At 64.0% G+C, this 24,539-nt stretch carries 21 protein-coding genes; 9 read left to right on the top strand and 12 right to left on the bottom strand.

What is annotated here, in order from left to right; translation table 11 throughout:
* The first annotated feature begins 45 nt into the window (after positions 1-45).
* Positions 46-615: a dCTP deaminase gene (gene dcd / locus BGK68_RS24755; RefSeq protein ID WP_013235399.1), complete on the top strand. Its 570-nt coding sequence runs from the start codon at positions 46-48 to the stop codon at positions 613-615.
* 157 nt (positions 616-772) lie between these two features.
* On the opposite strand, the gene BGK68_RS24750 is transcribed toward dcd, so the two are convergent.
* The 3 genes from BGK68_RS24750 to BGK68_RS24740 all read right to left on the bottom strand — a co-directional run bounded on the left by BGK68_RS24750 (position 773) and on the right by BGK68_RS24740 (position 2,859).
* Complete coding sequence (locus BGK68_RS24750) at positions 773-1,246, bottom strand: DUF6973 domain-containing protein (protein WP_143433158.1); 474 nt, start codon at positions 1,244-1,246, stop codon at positions 773-775.
* Positions 1,243-1,737 carry a hypothetical protein gene (locus BGK68_RS24745; RefSeq protein WP_075259257.1) on the bottom strand — a complete coding sequence of 165 codons (495 nt, stop codon included), beginning with the start codon at positions 1,735-1,737 and terminating at the stop codon, positions 1,243-1,245. The genes BGK68_RS24750 and BGK68_RS24745 overlap by 4 nt, the downstream gene beginning before the upstream one ends.
* 129 nt (positions 1,738-1,866) lie before the next feature.
* On the bottom strand, positions 1,867-2,859 hold the full coding sequence (locus BGK68_RS24740) for a LysR family transcriptional regulator (RefSeq protein ID WP_075259256.1): 993 nt from the start codon (positions 2,857-2,859) through the stop codon (positions 1,867-1,869).
* 100 nt (positions 2,860-2,959) lie between these two features.
* On the opposite strand from BGK68_RS24740, the gene BGK68_RS24735 reads away from it, so the two are divergent.
* Together BGK68_RS24735 and BGK68_RS24730 are read left to right on the top strand one after the other, a co-directional pair.
* A complete protein-coding gene (locus tag BGK68_RS24735) occupies positions 2,960-3,592 on the top strand; it encodes a chromate transporter (RefSeq protein WP_075259993.1) in 633 nt (210 codons plus the stop codon).
* Positions 3,589-4,119: a chromate transporter gene (locus tag BGK68_RS24730; protein WP_075259255.1), complete on the top strand. Its 531-nt coding sequence runs from the start codon at positions 3,589-3,591 to the stop codon at positions 4,117-4,119. Before BGK68_RS24735 ends, BGK68_RS24730 begins: the two co-directional genes overlap by 4 nt.
* A gap of 68 nt (positions 4,120-4,187) precedes the next feature.
* Here BGK68_RS24730 and BGK68_RS24725 read toward each other — a convergent pair whose 3' ends face one another.
* Together BGK68_RS24725 and BGK68_RS24720 are read right to left on the bottom strand one after the other, a co-directional pair.
* Entirely contained in the window at positions 4,188-6,440 is a 2,253-nt protein-coding gene (locus BGK68_RS24725) for an arginine/lysine/ornithine decarboxylase (RefSeq protein WP_075259254.1), read from the bottom strand.
* 213 nt (positions 6,441-6,653) lie between these two features.
* Positions 6,654-7,148, bottom strand: a complete 495-nt coding sequence (locus BGK68_RS24720; RefSeq protein WP_075259253.1) for a dihydrofolate reductase — start codon at positions 7,146-7,148, stop codon at positions 6,654-6,656.
* 326 nt (positions 7,149-7,474) lie between these two features.
* Here BGK68_RS24720 and BGK68_RS24715 point away from each other — a divergent pair, with 326 nt between their 5' ends.
* The 4 genes from BGK68_RS24715 (at position 7,475) to BGK68_RS24700 (ending at position 14,619) form a co-directional block, all read left to right on the top strand.
* Positions 7,475-9,100: a glucan biosynthesis protein G gene (locus BGK68_RS24715; RefSeq protein WP_075259252.1), complete on the top strand. Its 1,626-nt coding sequence runs from the start codon at positions 7,475-7,477 to the stop codon at positions 9,098-9,100.
* Complete coding sequence (mdoH, locus tag BGK68_RS24710; RefSeq protein ID WP_075259251.1) at positions 9,073-11,721, top strand: glucans biosynthesis glucosyltransferase MdoH; 2,649 nt, start codon at positions 9,073-9,075, stop codon at positions 11,719-11,721. Before BGK68_RS24715 ends, mdoH begins: the two co-directional genes overlap by 28 nt.
* 113 nt (positions 11,722-11,834) lie before the next feature.
* A complete protein-coding gene (locus BGK68_RS24705) occupies positions 11,835-13,043 on the top strand; it encodes an efflux RND transporter periplasmic adaptor subunit (protein WP_198937256.1) in 1,209 nt (402 codons plus the stop codon).
* Between the two features lie 136 nt (positions 13,044-13,179).
* Positions 13,180-14,619: an efflux transporter outer membrane subunit gene (locus BGK68_RS24700; protein WP_075259250.1), complete on the top strand. Its 1,440-nt coding sequence runs from the start codon at positions 13,180-13,182 to the stop codon at positions 14,617-14,619.
* A 36-nt stretch (positions 14,620-14,655) separates the two neighbouring features.
* Here BGK68_RS24700 and BGK68_RS24695 read toward each other — a convergent pair whose 3' ends face one another.
* The 4 genes from BGK68_RS24695 to BGK68_RS24680 form a co-directional block, all read right to left on the bottom strand.
* Complete coding sequence (locus BGK68_RS24695) at positions 14,656-15,726, bottom strand: NAD(P)H-dependent flavin oxidoreductase (protein ID WP_075259249.1); 1,071 nt, start codon at positions 15,724-15,726, stop codon at positions 14,656-14,658.
* A gap of 62 nt (positions 15,727-15,788) precedes the next feature.
* Positions 15,789-16,760 (bottom strand): thymidylate synthase, encoded by a 972-nt coding sequence (locus BGK68_RS24690; protein ID WP_075259248.1) that lies wholly within the window; start codon positions 16,758-16,760, stop codon positions 15,789-15,791.
* A 157-nt stretch (positions 16,761-16,917) separates the two neighbouring features.
* Positions 16,918-17,850 carry a BKACE family enzyme gene (locus BGK68_RS24685; RefSeq protein WP_075259247.1) on the bottom strand — a complete coding sequence of 311 codons (933 nt, stop codon included), beginning with the start codon at positions 17,848-17,850 and terminating at the stop codon, positions 16,918-16,920.
* 83 nt (positions 17,851-17,933) lie between these two features.
* Complete coding sequence (locus BGK68_RS24680; protein WP_075259246.1) at positions 17,934-18,719, bottom strand: SDR family oxidoreductase; 786 nt, start codon at positions 18,717-18,719, stop codon at positions 17,934-17,936.
* A 339-nt stretch (positions 18,720-19,058) separates the two neighbouring features.
* Between BGK68_RS24680 and BGK68_RS24675 the strand changes: the two genes are divergently transcribed.
* A complete protein-coding gene (locus BGK68_RS24675; RefSeq protein WP_075259245.1) occupies positions 19,059-19,763 on the top strand; it encodes a GntR family transcriptional regulator in 705 nt (234 codons plus the stop codon).
* Between the two features lie 24 nt (positions 19,764-19,787).
* Here the strand turns inward: BGK68_RS24675 and BGK68_RS24670 are convergent, their stop codons facing one another.
* Entirely contained in the window at positions 19,788-20,102 is a 315-nt protein-coding gene (locus BGK68_RS24670) for a hypothetical protein (RefSeq protein WP_075259244.1), read from the bottom strand.
* 283 nt (positions 20,103-20,385) lie between these two features.
* Between BGK68_RS24670 and BGK68_RS24665 the strand changes: the two genes are divergently transcribed.
* Positions 20,386-21,027 carry a DedA family protein gene (locus BGK68_RS24665; RefSeq protein WP_075259243.1) on the top strand — a complete coding sequence of 214 codons (642 nt, stop codon included), beginning with the start codon at positions 20,386-20,388 and terminating at the stop codon, positions 21,025-21,027.
* A 170-nt stretch (positions 21,028-21,197) separates the two neighbouring features.
* On the opposite strand, the gene BGK68_RS24660 is transcribed toward BGK68_RS24665, so the two are convergent.
* Both BGK68_RS24660 and BGK68_RS24655 read right to left on the bottom strand, forming a co-directional pair.
* Positions 21,198-22,316 (bottom strand): NADH:flavin oxidoreductase/NADH oxidase, encoded by a 1,119-nt coding sequence (locus BGK68_RS24660; protein WP_075259242.1) that lies wholly within the window; start codon positions 22,314-22,316, stop codon positions 21,198-21,200.
* A 76-nt stretch (positions 22,317-22,392) separates the two neighbouring features.
* Positions 22,393-24,237: an ABC transporter transmembrane domain-containing protein gene (locus tag BGK68_RS24655; RefSeq protein WP_143433156.1), complete on the bottom strand. Its 1,845-nt coding sequence runs from the start codon at positions 24,235-24,237 to the stop codon at positions 22,393-22,395.
* Positions 24,238-24,539: the final 302 nt, after the last annotated feature.

The raw sequence follows: 24,539 nt of genomic DNA, 5'->3' as shown, positions 1-24,539 counted from the left end.
CGGTTTTGGCGTAAAATGCCGGATTCTTTGGATACGTTGAACACCATGGCCATCAAGTCAGACAAGTGGATCCGCCGCATGGCGGAGCAGGAAGGAATGATCGAACCCTACGAGCCGGGGCAGGTACGCACGGCGGCTGACGGCAGCAAGATCGTTTCCTACGGCACCTCGTCCTATGGCTACGATATCCGCTGCGCCGACGAATTCAAGATCTTCACCAACATCAATTCCACCATCGTCGATCCCAAGAACTTCGATGAGAAGTCCTTCGTGGATTTCAAGGGCGATGTCTGCATCATCCCGCCGAACTCCTTCGCGCTGGCGCGTACCGTCGAATACTTCCGCATTCCGCGCAGCGTGTTGACGATCTGCCTGGGCAAGTCCACCTATGCGCGTTGCGGCATCATCGTCAACGTCACCCCCTTCGAGCCGGAGTGGGAAGGTTACGTGACCCTGGAGTTCTCCAACACCACGCCGCTGCCGGCCAAGATCTACGCCGGCGAAGGCTGCGCCCAGGTGCTGTTCTTCGAGAGCGATGAAGTCTGCGAGACTTCCTACAAGGATCGCGGCGGCAAGTACCAGGGGCAGCATGGGGTGACCTTGCCCAAGACCTGAGGTATTGGCTGCGCAAATAGTTGATAGAGAAGTCGCAAAAAAGACGCCATCCAGTGCTTGCTGGATGGCGTCATTTTTTGCGCATGCGCTCAGGTGAGGTATTTTAGGTGTCTCGTTACGTCGTTGACTTGGTCACGACCTTTCTTGTTTTCCGTCGCTACCTTCTCAAGCGAGCTTTGCTCTGTTGCTGGGGCGGTTCGGCGTTAGACTCATCAGGGTAGCTCGTCTGAACTGTTGGAGTTTTGCCCGGCGCTGTTATAAGCTCTCCGCGCTTGATCCCTTGATCAATCCTGTCAGCAAGCGCTTCAGGTGTTTTTGCAGTTTCTGCATATTCGATTCCCTTGGCATTATTCCAAAAGTCCATATGTCGCTCTGGCCCTTTGTTCCAATCGTCAAGCTCGTGATACGTACCCATCAGGAATGAGCTGTTTGGACCGTACTCTTGCGCGAATCTGCCGCTCACATAAGCGTGACGAAAGGCATCTATAGCGTCGTTGTGCCCGAAATTCGAAAGGTTTTTTTCAGCGGGAAACAAGGTGGGATATCTTTTTCTTAAGTATGCGTCGCCTTCTTGTGTAAATTTCTTTTTTTCATCTTCGAGAGTCTGAATAACACTGGGCTGCATGTTCATGCTCCATTTTTAAGCGTGATAACAATAATTTTCCGAACTTTCTTCGCCCACATCATTCCAGCGCCGCTCACGCAATCCGAGCCCTCGGTTGACGCATCGTCCCGCTTGTCATGCAAGAAGAAAAATTTTGAACGATACAGGGCGCTGACTTTGTCGCCGCGCAGCCCGATCAGCAACAGATTGTTGGAGCCGGAAGTGGTCTCGTTGACCTGTGCAAGCGCTTCTTCCGCGCTGGCTCGCTGCTTGGCCGTCAGTACCTGGGTAAATCTTGTGCTCGTGAAGCTGTCATAGGGACCGATTGCGCAAGCGATGTCGACTGGTCCGAGCAGGCTGGAAACCGGAGTGGGGCGTCCCAGAAGATAATTGCCGTAGAGCTTGAGCGAGTTGGATAGACTGGGTTCAATAGGAAGCGGCCACATATTGATCAGCCCGAAGAAGAGAAACAAGCCGCCAGCGGCGATGAGCACGATTCGTTTCTCGTCGATCTTCATACTGCCTCCATGAGCTGGGAATGCGCACCAGCGCCAGCCAACATGGCTGGCACCACGAGATCGGGAATATAGCCAATCAGAGGCTGCTTATTGTCCCCGGTGGTGATTCTGGTCTGCGATGTGGAAGTATTACGAAGGGATGGAGCGTTTCCTGGGATTGTCCTGGATGCGCGATGGTCCTTTGAGTACGCTCGTGCTCTGCCGCTTGCGCCCCGCGCTCAATTTCAATGCCTCTTCGCGCATCAGCCGCGCCGCACCGCTGATGCTGCCCGTCCGGTAAGCCAGGTGCAAGGGCGCTTTCAGGTCGGGTGCGCCGGTCAGCTTCAGATACACCACCCCCTCCGCATTGACCCGCGTCATCGACGCCGGGATCACGGTCACCCCTACGCCTGCGGCCACCAGCGAAAGCGTGGAGAGATTCTTGCGCGCCTCCTGGATCACCTGTGGCGAGAAGCCGGCGGCGTGGCAGGCGGCGATGATGGTGTCGTACAGGCCGGGGCCGTTGGGCCGGCGCGTCATGATGAAGGATTCCTCGGCCAGGGCGTGCAGGGCAATGCTCTTGCGCTTGCCGCCATCGACCAGGGGATGATCGATGGGGAGGGCGGCGACCATGTCTTCTTCCAGCATGGTCTCTATCGTCAGCCCGCCCGAGTCGCCCACGGGGGAACGCACGAAGGCCAGGTCCAGCCGCTTGCCGCGCAGCGCTTCGATCAGTTCGTTGGTGTTGCTCTCTTCGACGGTCATGGCCACGTCCGGCGCGTCAGCGCGAAAGGCGCGGATGACCGAGTGCACGAAGGGATGCAGCGAGGCCGATTCGGTGAAACCCACGGCGATGCGCCCCATCTTGCCCTGGGCGATGCGGCGTACGCTGGCGACCGTCGTATCGAGCTGCGCCAGCAGCGCGCGCGCATCGGTGAGCAGGGCGGCGCCGCTGTCGGTGAGCTCCATGCCGCGCGGCAGGCGGTTGAAGAGGGTCACGCCGAGTTCGCGCTCCAGCACCCGGATCTGCTGCGACAGCGGCGGCTGCTGGATGCCGATGCGCTCGGCCGCCTTGGTCAGGTGGCCCTCTTCGGCCACGGCGATGAAGTAGCGCAACAGGCGCAGGTCGATGGAAGGTGGCATATCGTAATAATATGGATAGGGCGTCTGACATATATTAGACAAAAACCCTCCCCAAGAGTAGCCTTTCATGCATGCGGCAATCACGCCGCGCCTGCACGAGATGATGATGAGCACTCCTGACCTCCTGGCCCCCGAGCGGCCTGTCCCTACTACCAGAGAATTGTTCCTGGGCTTTCTCGGCCTGGGCATGACCGCCTTCGGCGGCGCGCTGCCGCTGGCGCACCGCATGATCGTCGAGCGCCGCAAATGGCTGACTGATCCTGAATTCGTCGAGCTGCTGGGTCTGTGCCAGTTCCTGCCCGGGGGCAACATCATCAATCTGTCGGTCGCGCTGGGCATGAAGTTCCGCGGCTGGAAGGGCGCACTGGCCGGCATTACCGGCTTGATCGCCGTGCCTTCCATGGTGGTGATCCTCTTGGGGATGATCTACCAGCACTTCCAGCATGATCCCAACGTCAAGCATCTCTTTGCCGGCCTGGCGGCGGCGGCTGCGGGTCTGCTGATCCAGATGGCGGTGAAGATCGCGCTGCCCTTGCGCAAGAACCTGGTGCTGGCCGGTGTTGCGGTGATCTGTTTTATCGCCATCGCCTTGCTGCGCATCCCCTTGCTGTGGGTGATGCTGGTGATGACGCCCATCAGCGTGGTCCTCACCGCCCGCTACGGCGAGCGCTTTGCGGCCAAGCCGCAGAGTGTGCCCGTGCAGGATGAGGGCAAGAAGGAGGGCGCGCAATGAGCCAGACCCTGATCGCATTGGCCATCATCTTCACGCAGTTGTCGGTGTTGGCCTTCGGTGGCGGCAATACCATCCTGCCGGAGATGCAGCGCCAGGTGGTGGAAGTCCACCAGTGGATGAGCGCCGAGGATTTCAGTGCGCTGTTTGCGCTGGGCCAGGCTGCACCCGGTCCCAACCTGATGGTGGTCACGCTGGTGGGCTGGCATGTGGCGGGCTTCTGGGGAATGCTGGTGACCAGCCTGGCCAAGTTCGGGCCGTCTTCCATCATCACCATCATCATGTTGCACGTCTGGGAAAGGTTCAAGGACAAGCCCTGGCGGCGGCATGTGCAGGCTGGCCTGCTGCCGGTGACAGGCGGGCTGGTGGCGGCCTCGGCGCTCTTGATCACGCAGGCTTCCATCACCCATGGCTTCCTGGCGGCGATCACGGCGGCGACGGCCATCATCGCGTTGAAGACCAAGATTCATCCGCTGTGGTTGTTGTTCGGCGGGGCCTTGGCGGGATTCTTCTATCTCGGCACTTTCTGACGGCGCAAAAACAAAACAGCCGCTGCCCTCGCAGGCATCGGCTGTTTTTTTACATGCAGCGCTGAGGCTTACTGCTTGACGCAATCCACGAAGTAATCGCGGCGGCCGTTGACTTCACGCTTGACCAGGCCATGCACGTCGGTTTCGAAGCCGGGGAATTTCTCGTTGAAATCACGCGCAAACTTCAGGTAGTCGACGATGGTCTTGTTGAAGATCTCGCCCGGGATCAGCAGGGGAATGCCCGGCGGATAGGGGGTCAGCAGGATCGAGGTAACGCGGCCTTCCAGTTCGTCCAGGGGGACGCGCTCGATCTCGCGGTGCGCCATCTTGGAGAAGGCGTCCGAGGGCTTCATGGCCGGCTGCATGTCCGAGAGATACATCTCGGTGGTCAGGCGAGCCACGTCGTAGGCGCGGTAGGTCTCGTGGATCTGCTGGCACAGGTCGCGCAGGCCCAGGCGCTCGTAGCGCGGATTGCGCTGGGCGAACTCGGGCAGGATGCGCCAGATCGGCTGGTTCTTGTCGTAGTCGTCCTTGAACTGCTGCAGCGCCGTCACCAGGGTGTTCCAGCGGCCCTTGGTAATGCCGATGGTGAACATGATGAAGAAGGAATACAGGCCGCACTTCTCCACGATCACGCCGTGCTCGGCCAGGTACTTGGTCACGATGGAGGCCGGGATGCCGGTCTCGCCGAACTGGCCGTTGAGGGCCAGGCCGGGGTTGACGATGGTGGCCTTGATCGGGTCCAGCATGTTGAAGCCCGGGGCCAGATTGCCGAACCCGTGCCAGTCGTCCTCGGCCTTGATGACCCAGTCTTCGCGCTCACCGATGCCGTCGGCGGCAAAGCTGTTGGGGCCCCAGACCTGGAACCACCACTCATCGCCGAATTCCTGGTCGATCTTCTTCATGGCGCGACGGAAGTCCAGCGCCTCCAGGATGCTTTCTTCCACCAGCGCCGTGCCGCCCGGCGCTTCCATCATGGCGGCTGCGACGTCGCAGGAGGCGATGATGGAGTATTGCGGCGAGGTCGAGGTGTGCATCAGGAAGGCTTCGTTGAAGGCGTCCTCGTCCAGCTTCACGGTTTCCGATTCGCGCACCAGGATCTGCGAGGCCTGCGACAGGCCGGCCAGCAGCTTGTGGGTCGATTGGGTCGAGAAGATCAGCGACTTCTTGGCGCGCGGACGGTCCTTGCCGATGGCGTGCATGTCCTTGTAGAAGTCGTGGAAGGTGGCGTGCGGCAGCCAGGCTTCGTCGAAGTGCAGGGTCTCGATCTCGCCGTCGAGCATGTCCTTCAGGGTTTCGACGTTGTAGACCACGCCGTCGTAGGTCGACTGCGTGATGGTCAGGATGCGCGGCTTCTTGTTCTTGGCTTCGCGGGCGAAGGGGTTGGCTTCGATCTTTTTCTGGATGCTTTCCAGGGTGAACTCTTCCAGCGGGATCGGGCCGATGATGCCCAGATGGTTGCGCGTGGGCATCAGGAACACGGGGATCGCGCCGGTCATGATGATGGAGTGCAGGATGGACTTGTGGCAGTTGCGGTCCACCACGACGATGTCGCCGGGGGCGACTGTCGAGTGCCAGACCATCTTGTTGGAGGTCGAGGTGCCGTTGGTGACGAAGTAGCAGTGGTCGGCATTGAAGATGCGCGCCGCATTGCGTTCCGAGTTGGCCACCGGGCCGGTGTGGTCCAGCAGCTGGCCCAGTTCTTCCACGGCGTTGCAGACGTCGGCGCGCAGCATGCGTTCGCCGAAGAACTGGTGGAACATCTGGCCCACGGGCGACTTCAGGAAGGCCACGCCGCCGGAGTGGCCGGGGCAGTGCCAGGAATAGGAACCGTCCTGGGCGTAATCGACCAGGGCGCGGAAGAACGGCGGCGCCAGGCCGTCCAGGTAGGACTTGGCTTCGCGGATGATGTGGCGGGCCACGAACTCCGGGGTGTCTTCGAACATGTGGATGAAGCCGTGCAGTTCGCGCAGCACATCGTTGGGGATGTGGCGCGAGGTGCGGGTTTCACCGTAGAGGTAGATGGGGATGTCGGCGTTCTTGTGACGGATTTCGCGCACGAAGGCGCGCAGGGCCTTGAGGGCGTGGTCGGTCTCTTCGTCGGAACCCGCGCCCATTTCCTCGTCGTCGATGGAGAGGATGAAGGCCGAGGCGCGCGATTGCTGCTGGGCGAACTGGGCCAGGTCGCCGTAGCTGGTCACGCCCAGCACTTCCATGCCTTCGGCTTCGATGGCGTCGGCCAGGGCGCGGATGCCCAGGCCCGAGGTGTTTTCGGAGCGGAAGTCTTCGTCGATGATGACGATGGGGAATCGGAATTTCATGGAATTCTCCAGGCTTCGCGCGCGCTGGTGCCGGGTAGGCGGGCGCGCGCAGGGGGTGAAAAGAAAAGCGCCTGGGCTGGCAGTGCTTGCGCGCCGGAAAAATGAAAGCGGGATTGTCGCAGATATGCGCGCAACGTGCGCGCCAACTGCGCTAAAGAGGTGCGCAGTTTACGCAAAAACGGGAAAAAACAACAGCTTGCCCGCGACCTGCTTTCAACGTCTTTCGTATGTCACAAAAGCGTAGTCCAATCCGGAAGTTTCGGAGTGGTGTTCTTCGCGCGCGGTTTCCTGCCAGACCTGCTCGTCCAGCGCCGGGAAGAAGGCGTCGCAGTCGAAGGCCTGGGCAATGCGGGTAATGATGAGGCGATCGGCCAGGGGCAGCGCCTCGGCATAGATCTGCGCGCCGCCGATGATGAAGGCCGGCGCGCCGGCGCAGAGGGCGGCGGCGGCTTGCAAGGAGCCTGCCGTTTCCACTCCTTCATGTTGCCAGCCGGCATTGCGGGTGATGACGATGTTGCGACGGTTGGGCAGCGGACGGCCGATGGAATCGAAGGTCTTGCGCCCCATCAGGATGGCATGGCCCGAGGTGGTGCGCTTGAAGTGCGCCAGGTCTTCCGGCAGCCGCCAGGGCAGGGTGTTGTTGATGCCGATGCCGTTGTTGAGGTCGGTGGCGACGATGAGGGTGAGCTGGCCGGAGGAGGTGGTCATGCGGATGCTGTCTTGCCTGGGATGGGTCGGAGCCGGCCAGCGCAGGGGCCGGCGAGCGTGTCTTCAGGCGCATAATGTTACAGCAGCCATGCTGCGCCACGGAACTTTCTGCACCTGCGCCTGCCTTTATACCTGAAACCGTGCTCCTGCGAGCAGGCGGCACTTGGGTGGGCGAGGGTAGCTTGCTGACCATCAAGCTTGCACTTTGATGTGGAACCTCCCATCTATACGAACACTCCCCACGACATTTGGGTAAACTAGCGCCTGCTTTCCGGGCCGGCGCTGCAGCCTCTGCGCCAGCGGAAGGCACTCAACCAGAAAATTGCATGTCAGACAAAACAATAATGCTGCTTCACACCACCTCCAGGCCTGCCCACGCACCTTTGTGCGAGCGCAGCGCCGTACGATCATCCTGGTGGCGTCGGCTTGCCGTTCCGGCAACCCTTGCGGGCTTGCTGGCCCTGGCGCTGCCGCAGGCCGCCCTGGCGTTCGATTTCAATACAGTGGCCGCACGCGCCAAGGCGCTGGCCGGCAAATCCTACAAGAAACCCTCCGATGACTTGCCCAAGTCCCTCAAGGACCTGAGCTACGAACAGGCCAGCCAGATCTATTTCCGCGACGACAAGTCGTACTGGCGCGCCCAGAAGCTGCCCTTCGAGCTGTCCTTCATCCACCTCGGCGCCAGCTATACCGAGCCGATCAAGGTCAATGAAGTGGTCGGCGATGCGGTGCGCGAGATCCATTTCAATCCCGCACTGTTCGACTACAGCGCCACCCGCAGCGTCGATCCGCGCAGCCTGCGCAACCTCGGTTTTGCCGGTTTTCGGGTGCGTTTCCCGGTCAATTCGGCCAAGGTCAAGGATGATGTGCTGACCTTCCACGGCGCCAGCTACTTCCGCGCCCTCGGCAAGGGCCAAAGCTACGGCCTGTCGGCACGCGGCCTGGCCATCGATACCGCGCTCTATTCGGGCGAGGAATTCCCGCGCTTTACCGAATTCTGGCTGGAGCGTCCCTCCGCCGAATCGAAGGAACTGGTGATCTACGCGCTGCTGGATTCGCCACGCGCCACTGGGGCCTACCGCTTCGTGTTGAAGCCCGGCGCCGATACGGTCATGGACGTCAAGGCCCAGCTCTACCTGCGCAGCAACGTGACCAAGCTGGGCATCGCCCCGCTGACCAGCATGTTCCTCTTTGGCGAGAACCAGCCCGGTCCGGCCGATGACTTCCGTCCGGAAGTGCATGATTCGGATGGCCTGGCCATGCAGTCGGGCACGGGCGAATGGCTGTGGCGTCCGCTGGTGAACCCCAAGCGCCTGCTGGTGACCTCGTTCTCTTTCGACAATCCGCTGGGCTTTGGCCTGATGCAGCGTGATCGCAGCTTCTCGCACTACGAAGACCTGGACTACAACTACCAGGCCCGTCCCAGCGCCTGGGTCGAGCCCAAGGGCAAGTGGGGTTCGGGGCGCGTAGAGCTGGTGCAGATTCCCACGCCCGACGAGACCAACGACAATATCGTGGCCTACTGGATTCCCAATACGCTGCCCAAGCCGGGCCAGCCGTTCAACGTGGAATACCGGCTGTCGTGGCAGAAGGACAATGAAAAGCGTCCGCCCCTGGCCTATGTCACCCAGACCCTGTTCGGTCACGGCTACCGGCCCAAGCAGGAAGGCAAGGCCGATGATGTGCAGCAGCTGTCGATCGACTTCGACGGCGGCAACCTCAAGAAACTGCCCGCCAATGCGCGTGTGGAAGGGGTGGTCGAGGCCGATGCCAATGGCAAGCTGGCCAGCGTGACCACCCGCAAGAATGAAGCGACCGGCGGCTGGCGCGTAGAAGTCAAGCTGCGCCGGACTGAAGAAAACAAGCCTGTCGAGCTGCGCGGTTTCCTGCGCAACGCCAATGGCGGCACAACCTTGTCTGAAACGTGGAGCTACATATTACCCCCCAACTAAGGCAGACTTCGGCAGCTTCGCAGGCGCTCGACGACTATCTCGCGCGCTTGCCGCTGTCGCCTGAGCAACGCCAGGACCTGGCAGCGCGGGCGGGGGCGATCGGCTCCGGTGATCCGGTGGCCGATCTGCACCGCGTGCTGGCCGAGGCCGCTGGCCTTGGCGGTACCCAGGCCGGCCCCGCTGCGCAAGCCTCGGTCGATGCGCGCCTGCGCCTGCTCTATCCGGCTGCCACGCCCTCTGCCGTCCCCGCTGCGCAGGCTGCACTGACAGTGCAAGGCGCCCCCGTGCCACCGATCGGCCAGGAACGCGGCCAGCCGCGCATTCCGGTGGGGCCGCCCATGCATCGCAAGTCCATGGTGCCGCGTCCCTGGGGCGAGCTCAATCCGTTCTCGCGCTGGGTGGAAGAAGAAAACCGCCGCCTGGAACGCCGTCCCAGCCGCTGGCGGCGCGCCCGCAAGGGCCGCGCCAAGGTAGTGGAAGCGCCCCCGCCGGTGGACGACGAACCGCGCTACATCGAAGATCACCTGGAGCAGTCCGAGGCGCCCGATCCCAAGGGCCATTGGCAGCATACGGGCAATGTGCGCCGTATCACGCTGTTGATCCTGATGGTGCTGCAGACCTCCATGGCCACCTACTTCATGAGCGACGTGCTGCCGTATCACGGCACCAAGCCGCTGGAGATGGTGGTGCTGTTCCTGTTCGGGCTGCTGTTCCTGTGGGTGTCGGCGGGCTTCTGGACGGCCATGACCGGGTTCCTGGTCCTCATGCGGGGTGATGACAAATACCTGATCTCGCACGAGAAGGCCGGCAACACCGAGATCGCCCCCGAGGCGCGCACCGCCATCGTCATGCCTATCTGCAACGAGGATGTGGCGCGGGTCTTCGCGGGCCTGCGGGCGACCTACGAGTCGCTGGAACGCACCGGCCAGATCCAGCATTTCGACTTCTTCATCCTGAGCGACAGCGGCGAGGCCGACATCTGCGCAGCCGAAACCGCCGCGTGGAATCGCCTGTGCCGCGAGACCGGCGGCTTCGGGCGCATCTTCTATCGCCATCGCCGCCGTCGCGTCAAGCGCAAGAGCGGCAATCTGGATGACTTCTGCCGCCGCTGGGGCGCCGACTACCGCTACATGGTGGTGCTGGACGCCGACAGCGTCATGACCGGCGAATGCCTCACCAAGCTGACCCGCCTGATGGAAGCCCATCCGGGCGCCGGCATCATCCAGACCGCACCCCGCGCAGCGGGCCGGGATACGCTGTATGCCCGCATCCAGCAGTTCTCCACCCGCGTGTACGGTCCGCTGTTTACGGCCGGCCTGCACTACTGGCAACTGGGCGAGTCACACTTCTGGGGCCACAACGCCATCATCCGCCTGCAGCCCTTCATGAAGCACTGCGCCCTGGCGCCGCTGCCGGGCAAGGGCAACCTGTCGGGGCCCATCATGTCGCACGACTTCGTCGAGGCGTCACTGATGCGCCGCGCCGGCTGGTCGGTGTGGATCGCCTACGACCTCGACGGCAGCTATGAAGAGATGCCGCCCAACCTGCTCGACGAGTTGAGCCGCGACCGCCGCTGGTGCCAGGGCAACCTGATGAACTTCCGCCTGTTCCTGGCGCGCGGCATGCACGTCGTGCATCGCGCCGTGTTCGTCACCGGCGTGATGGCCTATGTGTCGGCGCCGTTGTGGGGGCTGTTCCTGATCCTCTCCACGGTGCTGCTGGCGGCCCATACGCTGATCGATCCGCAGTATTTCACCTCGCCGCGCCAGCTCTTCCCGATCTGGCCGGAATGGCATCCCGAAAAGGCCCTGGCGCTGGTGTCGGCCACGGCCACCATCCTCTTCCTGCCCAAGATCCTGGCCGTGCTGCTCTTTGCGGTGAAGGGCGCGCGTGGATTCGGCGGCGCGCTGGCGCTGTTCCTGAGCATGGTGATCGAACTGCTGTTCTCCATGGTGCTGGCGCCGGTGCGCATGCTCTTCCATACCCGCTTTGTGCTGGGTGCTTTCCTGGGCTGGAATGCCGGCTGGAAGTCGCCCCCGCGGGCCGACAACGAAACCGGTTGGGGCGAGGCCATGCGCCGCCATGGCTGGCATTCGCTGCTGGGCGTGGCCTGGGGCGCGCTGGTGTACTGGCTCAATCCTTCCTTCATCTGGTGGCTGATCCCCATCGCCGGTTCGCTGGCGGTGTCGGTACCGGTGTCGGTGCTGTCCTCGCGGGTGACGTATGGACGCGGCTTCCGCCGGGCCGGTCTGTTCAAGATCCCCGAAGAGACCTCGCCACCGTTCGAGCTGCGCGAGACCGTGCGCCTGTTGCAGGAAACGCCGCCGCTGCCGGGCTTCGTCGAGGCTGTGGTCGATCCCTCCTTCAATGCGCTGGTATGCGCCACCGCCCATGCCCATCCCCAGGCGCCGCAGTTCACCCAGCACCTGCGCGAGAAGCTGGTGCGCACCGCGCTCAAGGAAGGACCGGACGCACTCAGCGACAAGCAGAAGAACAGCATCCTGGAAGAACCGGGTTTGCTGTCCCAGCTGCACCAGGCGGTCTGGAGTGGTGCGCCGGAGATCCATCCGGACTGGCGCGCCGCGCTGGGCCAGCAAGTACCGCAAGCACTGGCCGCCTGAGGGGGCGGGCAATGCTGTGACGGCCGGGGACATCCGGCCGTCATCATTTTCTGGGATGATTTTTCGTATTCCGTGATTCGTACCGTTTTTTGTATCGTTTGCCGCGAGCCATCATGACCGAGCCGCACGACCCGCTTCCACATATCGTCCCCACCACGCATGCCCCGACCCGACAGAAGGCCTGGTGGAGCAGCGCGGCCTTGGTGATCGTGCTGGGCGGCGGTTACTGGCTGTATTCGCGGCAGCAACCGCCGCCGCCCGCGCCCAAGCCGATTCCGGTCAAGCTGGAGACGGTCACCGTGGAGCGCGCCGACTTGGAGCAGGTCGTCAACGCGACCGGCAATGTGGTGGCCCAGGATTATGTGGATGTGGGGTCCAAGGTGGCCGGGCAGATTTCCGACGTAGACGTGGTGGTGGGCGAAGCCGTCAAGGCAGGCAAGCTCCTGGCCACCGTCGCCCCGGCAGTGCAGAGCAGCCGCATCGAGAACAACCGCGCCACGCTGGCGCGCCTGAAGGCCGAGCTGGCCGGGCAGAATGCCCAGCTCGATTTCGCCCAGCTGCAATTCCAGCGCCAGACCCAGTTGAAGGCCGAGAACGCCACCCGCGAAGAATCCTATGAGTCCAGCCGCATGAACATGTATGCGGCAGCGGCCCGGGTCGACGCCACCAATGCCCAGATCCAGCAGACCGAGGCAGCCATCCGCGAGGACGAGGCGGTGCAGAAGCAGACCCGCATCGAAGCGCCGGTCAGCGGCACCATCGTGACCCTGAATGCGCGTCCCGGCCAGATGGTGGCCGCCAACCAGGAGGCCCTCATGCGCATCGCCGATCTGTCGCGCATGACCGTGCAGGTGCCGGTGGCCGAGGAAGACGTGACCCGCCTGCAGAAGGGCATGACCGCCTATTTCACCACCCCCGGCTATCCCGGCAAGCGCTGGAGCGGCAAGTTGCGCCAGATCATGCTGCTGCCCACCGACGACTCCGGCCGCCAGGGCAAGAAGGCCTTCTACACGGTGTTCTTCGATGTGGCCAATCCCAGCCGTGAACTGATGAGCGGCATGAGCGCCGATGTCTATTTCGTGCTGGCGCGCGCCGAGCATGTGCCGACCATTCCGCGCACGCTGGTGACCAAGCCGGGCATGGATGGCACCCAGACCGTGAAGGTAGTGCTCGCCGATGGCAAGCTGGAAACCCGCAAGATCAAGATCGGCATCCGCGATAACGAGCGCGCCCAGGTCTTGTCGGGTCTGAAGGAAGGCGAGCAGGTGCTGCTGCCGGCCAATCCGGCGGCCAGCACGGCTGCACCCGCTGCGCGCCAGTGAACGCCGTATCGGACCTTGCTTGATGTAGAGTAGAGGCCCTGCCGCCAGGGCGGCCTCCTGTCCCCTGTTTGGATGCACCAGCCCCATGAGATCGAGTCGTTCCCCCCATTGCCCCATTGGCCCCGTTAGTCCCATTATGTTGCCTGCGTTCACCCGCGTGGCGCTGGCGGCCGCGCTGGTGCTGGCCGTCGGCGGTTGCGCCATGCGCGAAGTGCAGACCGATCCCGTCCTGGAAATGCAGGTGCCCGACAAATGGGGCGGCGGCGCCTCGGCCGATGTCGCCCGCGCCGAACAGCTCTGGCCCGATACCGACTGGTGGAAGCAGTTTGGCAGCAATGAGCTGTCTGAACTGGTGGAAGAAGGGCAGCGCAACAACTACGAGATCGCCGCCGCCTATTCACGCGTGAAGCAAGCGGAAGCCCAGGCCCGCATCGCCGGTGCACCGCTCTTGCCCAGCGCCGGCATCAATGCTGGCGCTGCACGCGAGATTCCCATCTCTGGGGGCACGCCCACCAACACGGCCAACGCCAGCCTGCAGGTCAGCTACGAGATCGATTTCTGGGGCAAGAACCGGGCCGGCCTCGAAGCTGCCGAGGCCACCTTGCGCGCCAACCGTTACGACCGCGAGACGGTCGCCCTGACGGTCACCAGCGGCATTGTCTCCACCTACCTGCAGGTGCTGTCGCTGCGCGACCGTCTGGCGATTGCGCGCCAGAACGTCCAGAATGCCGAGCGCGTCTTGCGCCTGGTCGAGGCGCAAAGCCGCGCCGGTTCGGCTTCGCCGCTGGACCTGGCGCGGCAGCGGTCGGCCCTGGCCAACCAGCGCCAGCTCATCCCCGACCTGCAGCAGCAGGAACAGGACGCCCAGACGGCGCTGGCCATCCTGCTGGGCCGCCCGCCGCAGAATTTCAAGGTGGAAGAAAAAGGCCTGGCGCGCATCCAGATGCCGCGCATCTCCGCCGGCCTGCCCTCGGAACTGCTGACCCGCCGCCCGGATATCCGCCGCGCCGAAGCCAGCCTGGCGGCCGCCAATGCCAACGTGGCCGTGGCGCGTGCGGCGCTGTTTCCCAGCATCACTCTGACCGGTTCGACCGGCGCGCAGAGCAGTGCCTTGCTATCCCTGTTCGATGGCCCCAACCTGTTCGCCAACCTGGGCGCGGGATTGATCGCCCCCATCTTCGACGGCGGCAAGCTGCGCGGCCAGCGTGACCTGGCCATCGCGCAGAAGGAAGAGCTGGTGCAGGTCTACCGGCAGCGCGTCATCACCTCGCTGTCCGAAGTGGAAAAGGCGCTGGGTGCGATCCGCAGCCTGGAAGAGCGCTACCGCCTGAAGGTAGGTGAAGTGGACCAGGCCCGTTTCGCCTTCGAGCTGGCCGAGATCCGCTATCGCGCCGGAGCCGAGGACCTGCTGGTGGTGCTGGACACCCAGCGCAACCTGTCCGAAGCCCAGAACCAGTTGGGCCAGATCAAGCTGCAGCGTTTGCAGGCGACCGTCTCGCTGTACAAGGCGCTGGGCGGTGGCTGGCAGGATAATACCCAGGCGCCTAGCGATTCGGGCGTTAGCAGCGTTTCCTGACCAGGCGCCGCCTCAGGCTGCTCCTCAGGTTAATGCTCAGGCCTGCTGGGCTTGCCACTCCTGCACCAGCAGGTGCACCAGTTCCCCCACCGTATAGCCATCGCGGATGAGTGCCGCGCCCTGGCCGGCCCAGTGCGCGCCGAACTCATGCACGTCTCTGGCCGCAGCCAGCGCATGCAGTTGCTTGCCGGCGTCATAGGCGGCCGGATAGGCCGGGATAGGCGGCGCGGCGGGTGTATCGATTTCTTCCATGAAGCGGTTGACGATGCCGCGCGCGGGCCGGCCCGAGATGGCTGCGGTGACGCGCGTATGCTGCGCGCGCGGACTCTTGAGCAGGGCGCGGTAGGACGCATTGGCGTTTGATTCGCGCGTCAACAGGAAGGCCGTGCCCATCTGCACCGCCTGCGCACCCAGTTGCAGCGCGGCCGCAATGCCCTGGCCATCCATGATGCCGCCGGCCGCGATCACGGGCAGCCGGGTGTGCTGCACCAGCAGGCGCAGCAGCGCGAAAGTGCCGATCTGTTCATCCTTGTCTTGGTCGAAGATGCCGCGATGTCCGCCCGCCTCGAAGCCCTGGGCGACGATGGCGTCCAGCCCGGCAGCCTCGATCTGGCGCGCTTCGTCCAGATTGGTCGCGGTGGCCATGAGCAATATTCCAGCCTGCCTGAGCGAGGCGATCACGTCAGCAGGCGGCAGACCGAAGTGGAAGCTGACCACGGCAGGCCCATGCTCCAGCACCACCTGCTGCATCTGCGTGTCGGTGTTGAAGCTTTGGTAGATTTCCTTCAAGGGCGCGGCGATACGACCGCCGAACTCGTCCAGCAGCGGTTGCAGATGGGCCAGCCAGGCGCGGTCGCGCTCGCTGTCCAGCACGGCGGGCTGGTGACAGAAGACATTGACGTTGTAGGGTTTTTCGGTGAGCGCCTGCAACTGCGCCAGCGCCTCGCGGGCCTGCTCGGCGTTGGACGCGCCCAGCGCCAGCGAACCCAGTGCACCGGCATTGGAGGCGGCGGCGGCCATGACCACGGTGGAGCTGCCAGCCATCGGCGCCTGGATGATGGGATAGGCCAGGCCCAGTCGTTGCATCAGTGGGGTAGGGGTGTGCATGCATGTCTCCAGGGAGGCGCACAGGCCGGCTGGCGCGCGGCCAGCCTGGCTTGCACAGGGGCTCAGACCGCCATGGGCGCGGTCAGCGGTGCATGGTGCTGGTAGTTCACCAGCGAGAAGTCGGAAGGCTCGACCAGTTCCAGCCACTGCGGTTCGTAGCGCCCGGTGCGGGCGAATTCGGGCACGCGGTCGGCGATCTCCAGTTGCGGCAGCGGGTAGGGCGCGCGCGTCAACTGCTCCTTGACCATGTCGATATGGTTTTCGTAGATATGGGCGTCACCCACGAAGTAGCTGAACCAGCGCGGCTTGTAACCGGTCAGGCGCGCCACCAGATGCAGCAGCGCCGCGCCTTCGGCCAGGTTGAAGGGCGTGCCCAGGCCGATGTCATTGCTGCGCACGTACAGGCAGAGCGAGATCTCGCCGGTGCTCTGGTTGGGCAGGAACTGGTACAGCAGATGGCAGGCCGGCAGGGCGATCTCGTCGAGCACGGCGCAGTTCCAGCCATGGAAGAGGATGCGGCGGCTGCCGGGATTGTTGACGATGGTGTCCAGGCATTCGCGCAACTGGTCGACGGCCTTGTAGAGCAATACCTTCTCCACGCCCTCGTCCTGCAGCGAAGACACGATGGCAAAGCCCTTGCTGCGGGCAGCCTCGATCTGCGCAGTGTGGGCAGCGTCGATCAGTTTGTAGGCCGGCCATTGCCGCCATTGCACACCGTAGACCGGACCCAGGTCATCGGTGCCGCTGCGGAAGGGATTGGCCAGCCAGTCGGCGTTTTCATTGGCGTTCTGGTCCCAGACCTTGCAGCCCAGCGCGCGGAAGTCAGCCGCGCTGCGGGTGGCGCGCAGGAAGCCGCACAGCTCGCCCACCACCGACTTGAAGGCCAGGCGTTTGGTGGTCACTGCCGGAAAACCCTTCTGCAGGTCGAAGCGCATCATCGCGCCAGGGATGCTCAGGGTGCGGATGCCGGTGCGGTTGTCTTGCCAGGAGCCGTTCTCGAGCACGTCCTGGATCAGGTCTTGATATTGTTTCATTGCAATGTCTGGGAGGCTGGCCGGTAGGCCTGAAGATGGGGGATTGTAGCGTATCGGAACGCCAGGCACCCGATGGCCGGCCAGCTTGTCATTGCAGCAAGGAGGGGCAGCCAGCCGGAGACCCTTGCGGCTCCGGCGTGGCCAGGGCAGCGCCCGCTCAGAAACCGACCTGGTCGCCGCCCTTGAGTTTGAGCATGGCGCGGGCCTCGTCGGGGCTGGCCACGTCCAGCGAGAGCGCTTCGATCACGGTGCGGATGCGGCGCACCTGGTCGGCATTGCTCCTGGCCAGCTTGCCGGGGCCGTCCCAGAGCGAATCCTCCAGCCCCACGCGGGTATGGCCGCCCATGGCGGCGGCCATCGTGGCAATCGGAATCTGGCCGCGCCCGGCGCCCAGTACCGACCAGAAGTAGTCCTGGCCGAACAGGCGGTCGGCGGTGCGCTTCATGTGCATGACGTCTTCCACATCATTGCCGATGCCGCCGCGCAGGCCGAACACCGACTGGATCAGGAAGGGCGGCTTGATCAGCCCGCGATCGATGAAATGCGCCGCCGTGTAGAGATGGCCGATGTCGTAGCACTCGATCTCGAAGCGGGTCTGGTTGGCGCTGCAGGATTCCAGGATGTAGGCGATGTCCTTGAAGGTGTTGCGGAAGATGCGGTCGTCCGAGCCGGCCAGGTAGGGTTGTTCCCAGTCGTACTTGAAGTCCTTGAAGCGGTTGAGCATTTCATACAGCCCGAAGTTCATCGAGCCCATGTTCAGCGAGGCCACCTCGGGCTTCAACTGCAAGGCCGGCTGCAGTCGTTCTTCCACGCCCATGGTAGGGGCGCCGCCGGTGGTGAGATTGATCACCACGTTGGAGCGGGCCTTGATCTGCGGCAGGAATTTGCGGAATGCCTCGGGGTCCTGCGTAGGTTTGCCGTTGCCGGGATCACGTGCGTGCAGGTGGACGATGGCCGCGCCTGCTTCGGCGGCGGCCAGGGCTTCGTCGCGGATCTGCTCGGGCGTCACCGGCAGATAGGGGGACATCGAGGGCGTATGGATGGCGCCGGTGACGGCGCAGGTGATGATGACTTTTCGCGACTGGGCCATGCTGTGTGCTCCTTTGATATGGGTAGTTGTAGGGGGATGGGATGGGGTGTTGCGCTGGTTTTCCTGTTGGCCTGGACGGGCGATCAACCCAGCACTTCGACATTGCCGCACACCGACAGGCTTTGACCGCTGATGCTCGCGCCTGCAGGGGAACAGAGGAAGATGACCTGGTTGGCGATGTCCTCGGCCGTGACCATCTTGCGCAGCGAGACCCTGGACAGCAAGCGCTGGCGCATCTCTTCATGCCCGATGCCATAGGCGGCGGCCTTGGCGGCGACGATACGTTCCTGCCGCGCGCCCTCGACGATGCCCGGCAGCACGGCGTTGACGCGGATGTGGGACGGCCCCAGTTCGATGGCCCAGGTCTCGGTCAGCCCGATGACGCCATATTTGGAAGCCGAGTAGGGCGTGCGCAGCGCAAAGCCCAGCCGCCCAGCGACAGAGGAGATGTTGACGATGGCGCCGCCGCCGTTCTTCTTGAGCAGGGGCACGGCGCGGCGGGTGCAGAGGAAGGGGCCGGTGAGATTGACGGCAATGGTCTGGTCCCAGCCGGACAGTGCCACTTCTTCCACCGGCAAGGTAGGGCCGGCGATGCCGGCATTGTTGACCAGCACGTCCAGCCTGCCGCCCCAGCGCTGCGCCAGGTCGGCGAACATGGCGTCCACCTCGCGTTCGCTGCTGACGTCGGTGCGGCTGTAGCTGACCGGGGCGTGGCCGAAGCGTGCGCGCGCGCTGGCGAGGAAGTCCTCGCTGACGTCACAGATGTGGACGTGTGCGCCCGCCTCGACGAAGGCGGCCGTGATGGCCAGGCCGATACCTTGGGCGCCGGCGGTGACGATGACTTTCTGGTCTTTCAGATTCAGATCCATGATGAGATGTCCTTGCCTTGTGTGGTCGAGCGGGGGAACTGCGGCCAGGTGCAGCGCCGATCCCTTGGGGTCTGCGGATGTCGTTTGCATGTCATTTATTTGACATGTGATCAAATGTATTGAATAGAATCAGGAGCGTCAACTCGTCATTCCTGACCGCAGGGACAGTGGCATGCGGCGGGAAAGAGCCCGCCCAGGCCGGCTGCAGGCGGCTTTTGCGGCAAGGTCAGATAGTTTGGCTGGGCGGACGGCTGGTTGGGCGCAGTGCCCGGTCAGTGCTCCGCACGGTGCTCCGCGCAGTGGTTCGCTATAATCCGCAAAAAATTTTCACGCCTCACCATGGACCCAACCCTCATCGCCGACCTTTCCACCATGCGCAAGATCCAGCACGCCACGCTGTCCGAGCGGGTGTATCAGGACCTGTGCGAACTGATCCAGGCGGGGCAGGTGCGGCCCGGTCAGAAGCTCACGCTCAAGGGCCTGGCCGATGCACTGGGCACCAGTCCGATGCCGGTGCGCGAAGCAGTGCGCCAGCTGGCCGCCGAGGGCGCGCTGGAAATCCTGCCCAACCGCGCCATGCGGGTGCCGCTCATGACCAAGGGCAAGTTTCGCGAATTGCTGAAGATCCGATTGGCGCTGGAGGGTTTGGCCATCGAACATGCCGCCAGCCATATCGATGCGGCCGGGCTGGAGGAGGTGGCGCGTCTGCATGACACCCTGTCGGTTGAGATGAAGCGCAAGAGGCCTAATGTGGACGTGGTCATCCGGCTGAACAAGCAATTGCATTTTGCCGCCTATCAGGGGGCGGGCATGCCGACCCTGGTGGACTTGATTGCCGGACTGTGGCTGCAGGTCGGGCCGGTGATCAACCTCGACCTGCGTGCCGGTTCGCGGCGCCTGGCCGAAGCGCCGGCCCTGGTCCATCATGCGCGGCTGCTGGAGGGCTTGCGCGCGGGTTCGCCAAAAAAAGCCCGTGCCGGGCTGGAAGGCGACTTGCTCAGCGCTGCCGAGATGATCCTGGCCGGCGACGGCCTGCCCGACTGAGGCAGCGCCGCCGCAGGCGGGTTTTCAGGGACGTTCTTCCAGATCATAGGTGGCGCGCAGCAGGGCCTTGCGCCGCTCCACCTCGGCCTGGCGCGGCGAGCGCTGCCGGCGTGGGGCGCGCTGGCGGGGCGTGCGCATGCTCCAGCCGAAGGCCAGCAAGACCGTCGTCAGCGGCAGCAGCGCCACGGCGGCGGCCAGCATGTCGAGATCGGCCTGCAGCAGCAGATCCCGCATCACCCCCGAGAGGATGCAGGAGAGCAGCGTCACGCAGATGGCCGCAGCGGTCAGGGGGAGGGCGTCCAGGGTCTTGTCCAGCAGATGCAGCAGTGGGGTCTTCATCATGTTCTCCGGGTTGCGCTTGCGGCAGTGGATGGAAAGTTCGGTCGGCAGTGGCAAGCGCGCTGCGCTGCCTGTGACTGATATCGGAGCCCGTGGCGACAACTTGCGGGGAAGGGCTGGTAAAGAAATGCAAGACGGCGTCAGGTTCCGCTTTGCAAGTCTGACGGCCTACTGAAGAGCTTGCCCAGCAGGGCTGGCAGGCCGTATGGTGGTGTCGGGATTTTTTTGCGGGGAGCGACGTGAGCAGTTGGTACAATGCCGCTTTCTCTCATTTTCAGGCTTTATGGATATTCTTCTGTTCCTGGTCGATTTCATCGTCCATATCGACCGTCACCTGGCCGAGCTGGCCGTTTCCTATGGACCCTGGCTGTTCCTGATCCTGTTCCTGATCATCTTCTGCGAAACCGGCCTGGTGGTCACGCCCATCCTGCCCGGCGACTCGCTGCTGTTCGTCACCGGTGCGCTGGCCGCCACCGGCGCCTACGATATCAACCTCATGGTGCTGACCCTGATCGTGGCCGCCATCCTGGGCGACAGCACCAACTACCAGATCGGCAAGATGCTGGGCATCAAGGTCTTCGACAAGCCCAATTCGCGCATCTTCAAAAAGGAATACCTGGACAAGACCCATGCCTTCTTCGAGAAGCACGGCGGCAAGGCCATCATCATCGCCCGCTTCGCGCCCATTGTGCGCACCTTTGCGCCCTTCGTCGCCGGCGTGGGTGCGATGACCTATACGCGCTTCTTCCTCTACAACGTCGTCGGCGGTATCGCCTGGGTCGCCAGCTTCTCGTATGCTGGCTATTTCTTCGGCAACATGCCCATCGTGAAGAAGAACCTGAGCCTGTTGATCGTGGCCATCGTGATCCTGTCCATCCTGCCGGGCATCATCGAATACATCCGCCACAAGCGTCGTCCGGGCTGATTGCGCGGTCCGGCTTCAGGGCAAGAAAAATGCCGATCAGTTCACAGTGTAGAACTGATCGGCATTTTTTCATGAACGATCCATCGCATGCCGTTCGTCCTGAGTAGATCAGCCAGGATCGTATCGAAGGCGTGGCTACGCAGTCCGACTGGTCGCAGCGATGCAGCGTGTCATTGTTCCTTCAAACCGTATTGCACCTCCGGCCGCAACGGCGTCTTGCTGGACGCCGCCCTTACATATTGCGGCGGCCAGGCCACCTCTTCCCGCAATTGCTGCGCAGCATGCAAGGGCCAGTACGGATCGCGCAGCAGTTCGCGCGCCAGCAGCACCAGGTCGGCCTGGCCGGTGCGCAGGATGTGTTCGGCCTGGATGGCGTCGGTGATCATGCCCACTGCGCCGCTGGCAATGCCGGCCTCGGCCTTCACGCGGGCGGCAAAGCTGGTCTGGTAGCCGGGGCCGACCGGAATGACGGCCTTGGGGGCATTGCCGCCGCTGGAGACATCCACCAGGTCCACTCCCAACTCGCGCAGGCGCTGCGAGAGCATGACGGTTTCCTCGGGTGTCCAGCCGCCGTCAACCCAGTCGGTGGCCGACAGGCGCACCAGCAGTGGCAGTTCTTCAGGCCAGACCGCGCGCGCGGCGCGGGTGATCTCCAGGAGGAAGCGGATGCGGTTCTCGAAGCTGCCACCATACTGGTCGGTGCGCTGGTTGCTCAGCGGCGAGAGGAACTGGTGGCCCAGGTAGCCGTGCGCACCGTGCAGTTCGATCACCTTGAAGCCGGCGGCCAGCGCCCGCCGGGCGGCGTCGGCAAAGGCTTGCACCAAGGCGCCGATCTGTTCCACGCTCATCGCCTGCGGCGTGCTGTAGCCATCGTCGAAAGGCAGTGGCGATGGCGCTTGCGGCGTCCAGCCGCCGGCGGAGGGCGGGACGCTGCCGGCGGGGCCGTCCCAGGGGCGCAAGATGCTGGACTTGCGGCCGGCATGGGCCAGCTGGATGCCGGGCACCGCACCTTGCTGCGCGATGAAGCGGGTGATCCGGCGCAGCGGCGCGATGTGTTCATCCTTCCAGATGCCCAGGTCGGCGCTGCTGATGCGGCCCTCGGCGACCACCGCGGTGGCTTCCATGAGCACCAGCCCGGCGCCGCCCACGGCGCGGCTGCCCAGGTGCACCAGGTGCCAATCGTTGACGAAGCCGTCCTCGGCCGAATACTGGCACATCGGCGAGACGGCGATGCGGTTGGGCAGGGTCACCCCGCGCAGGGGCAGGGGCGAGAACAGGTAGCTACTCATGCAGGACTCCGGTCATGTCGTTGGCTGGCAAAAGCCGCAGTCTAGGCGATTTTGCGCGGACGCGTCGGCGCGGCCGTCACTGCGTCTGGAACTGCAGCGCCGCCAGTCCGGCATAGAGACCGTCGCGCGCCACCAGCTCGGCATGGGTGCCGCTCTCGACGATGCGGCCATGCTCCAGCACGATGATGCGATCAGCCCGCTGCACCGTGGCCAGCCGGTGCGCGATGACCAGGGTGGTGCGGCCCACCATGGCCGCTTCCAGGGCGCCTTGCACCAGTCGTTCGGATTCGGCGTCCAGGGCGCTGGTGGCTTCGTCCAGCAACAGCAGCGGCGGATTCTTCAACAATGCGCGGGCAATGGCGATGCGCTGGCGCTGGCCGCCGGAGAGGCGCACGCCGCGCTCGCCCAGGAAACATGCATAGCTGCCGGGCAGGCGGTCGATGAACTCGTGCGCGGCGGCCATCTGGGCGGCGGCAATGACCTCGGCGTCGCTGGCCTCGGGCCGGCCGAAGCGGATGTTTTCCATGGCATTGGCCGAGAAGATCACCGTGTCCTGCGGCACGATGCCGATGGCGCCGCGCAGCGCCTGCAAGTCCAGGTAGCGGATATCGACGCCATCGAGGAGGATCTGGCCCTGCTGCGGATCATAGAAGCGCAGCAGCAGCTGGAACAGCGTGGTCTTGCCCGCCCCGGAGGGTCCGACGATGGCGACCGTCTCACCGGGCTGCACTGTCAGCGACAGTTGCGTCAGCGAGGGATGGCCGGGGCGCGAGGGATAGTGGAAGTCCACTCCCTGCACCGTCAGCGCGGCGCCGTTGGCGGTACGCGGCGGCAGCTTTTCGGGCAGCAGTACCGACTGCACCGGCGAGTGCGCCGCCAGCAGATCGAGCAGGCGCTCGGTGGCGCCGGCTGCGCGCTGGGTATCGCCCATCACTTCCGAGAGCGCCCCCAGCGAGCCCGCCACCAGCGAGGCGTAGAGGATGAACTGGCCCAGTTCGCCGCCGCTCATGCTGCCTTCCATCACCGCGTGCGCGCCCAGCCAGAGCACGAAGACAATCGCGCCGAACACCAGCAGGATGGCCACCACCGTCAGCAGCGAGCGCGCGCGCACGCGTTCCATCGCTGTCGCGAAGGCGCGTTCGACCGACTGGGCGAAGCGGCGCGCCTCGATCTCTTCATGGGTGAAGGCTTGCACGGTGGGCATGGCGTTGAGGATCTCGCCGGCCATGGCCGAGGCGTCGGCCACGCGGTCCTGGGAAGCGCGCGAGAGCTTGCGCACGCGGCGGCCGTAGAAGACGATGGGCAGTACCACCGCGGCCAGCATGACGATGATGATCGAGGTCAGCCTGGCGCTGGTAAAGAAGAGCATGCTCATGCCGCCGATGAACAGCAGCGCATTGCGCAGGGCCATGGAAATGCTGGTGCCCACCAGGGTCTGGATGAGGGTGGTGTCGGTGGTCAGGCGCGAGAGCACTTCGCCGGTCTTGGTAGTCTCGAAGAACTCCGGGCTCTGCGTGACCACGTGCGCATAGACGGCGCTGCGCAGGTCGGCCGTGACGCGCTCGCCCAGCCACGACACCATGTAGAAGCGCAGCGCCGTGGCCACGCCCAGGATGCAGGCCACACCGAACAGCGCCAGGAAGTACAGGTTGATGTGGCTGGCGCTCTTGCTGCCGGCCGCGCCAAAGCCCAGGTCGATCATCTGCTTGAAGGCATAGGGAACGGCCAGCGTGGCGGCGGCCGCCACCACCAGGGCCAGGCCGGCCAGCAGGAACTGCTTCTTGTAGGGCACCAGGAAAGGCAGCAGGCCGCGCAGCGCCGCCAGAGCCGATTTGCGGGCGGTGGGGGAGTCGCTGGTAGGGTCGTCTGCAGGATGGCCTGCCTGGGAAGGCAAGGGGGAGGAACTGGGCGTGGAAGGCATAGGAATGAACTGGGTTGTCGGAAGGCAGGCAGCGTATTGTCAGTCAGTGGTCAGTGGTCAGTGGTCAGTGGACCAATGGACCATCACCTGCAGCGGAAAATCTTATTGCCGCGTTGAACCACCGCGGTATGCCTTAGTCGGAACAAGCATCGGTAAAGCCGGGCGGCGCAGCGCTTGCGCCGCCCATGCAGTGTAGCGCAATGTCGCAAAGTTGCCTGTCAGCCATTGCCTGGCGTGCTGCCGCTGCTAAAGTGGCGGGAGCTCCGGCCCCGCCTGGCAGCCTGGCGCGGCATCTCTGGCGC

It is taken from the genome of Herbaspirillum camelliae (assembly GCF_001929405.1).
In the GTDB taxonomy this organism is placed as follows: Bacteria; Pseudomonadota; Gammaproteobacteria; order Burkholderiales; family Burkholderiaceae_D; genus Herbaspirillum; species Herbaspirillum seropedicae.
Note: the sequence above shows the minus strand (reverse complement) of the source record. Positions and strands in the feature narration are given on the sequence as shown.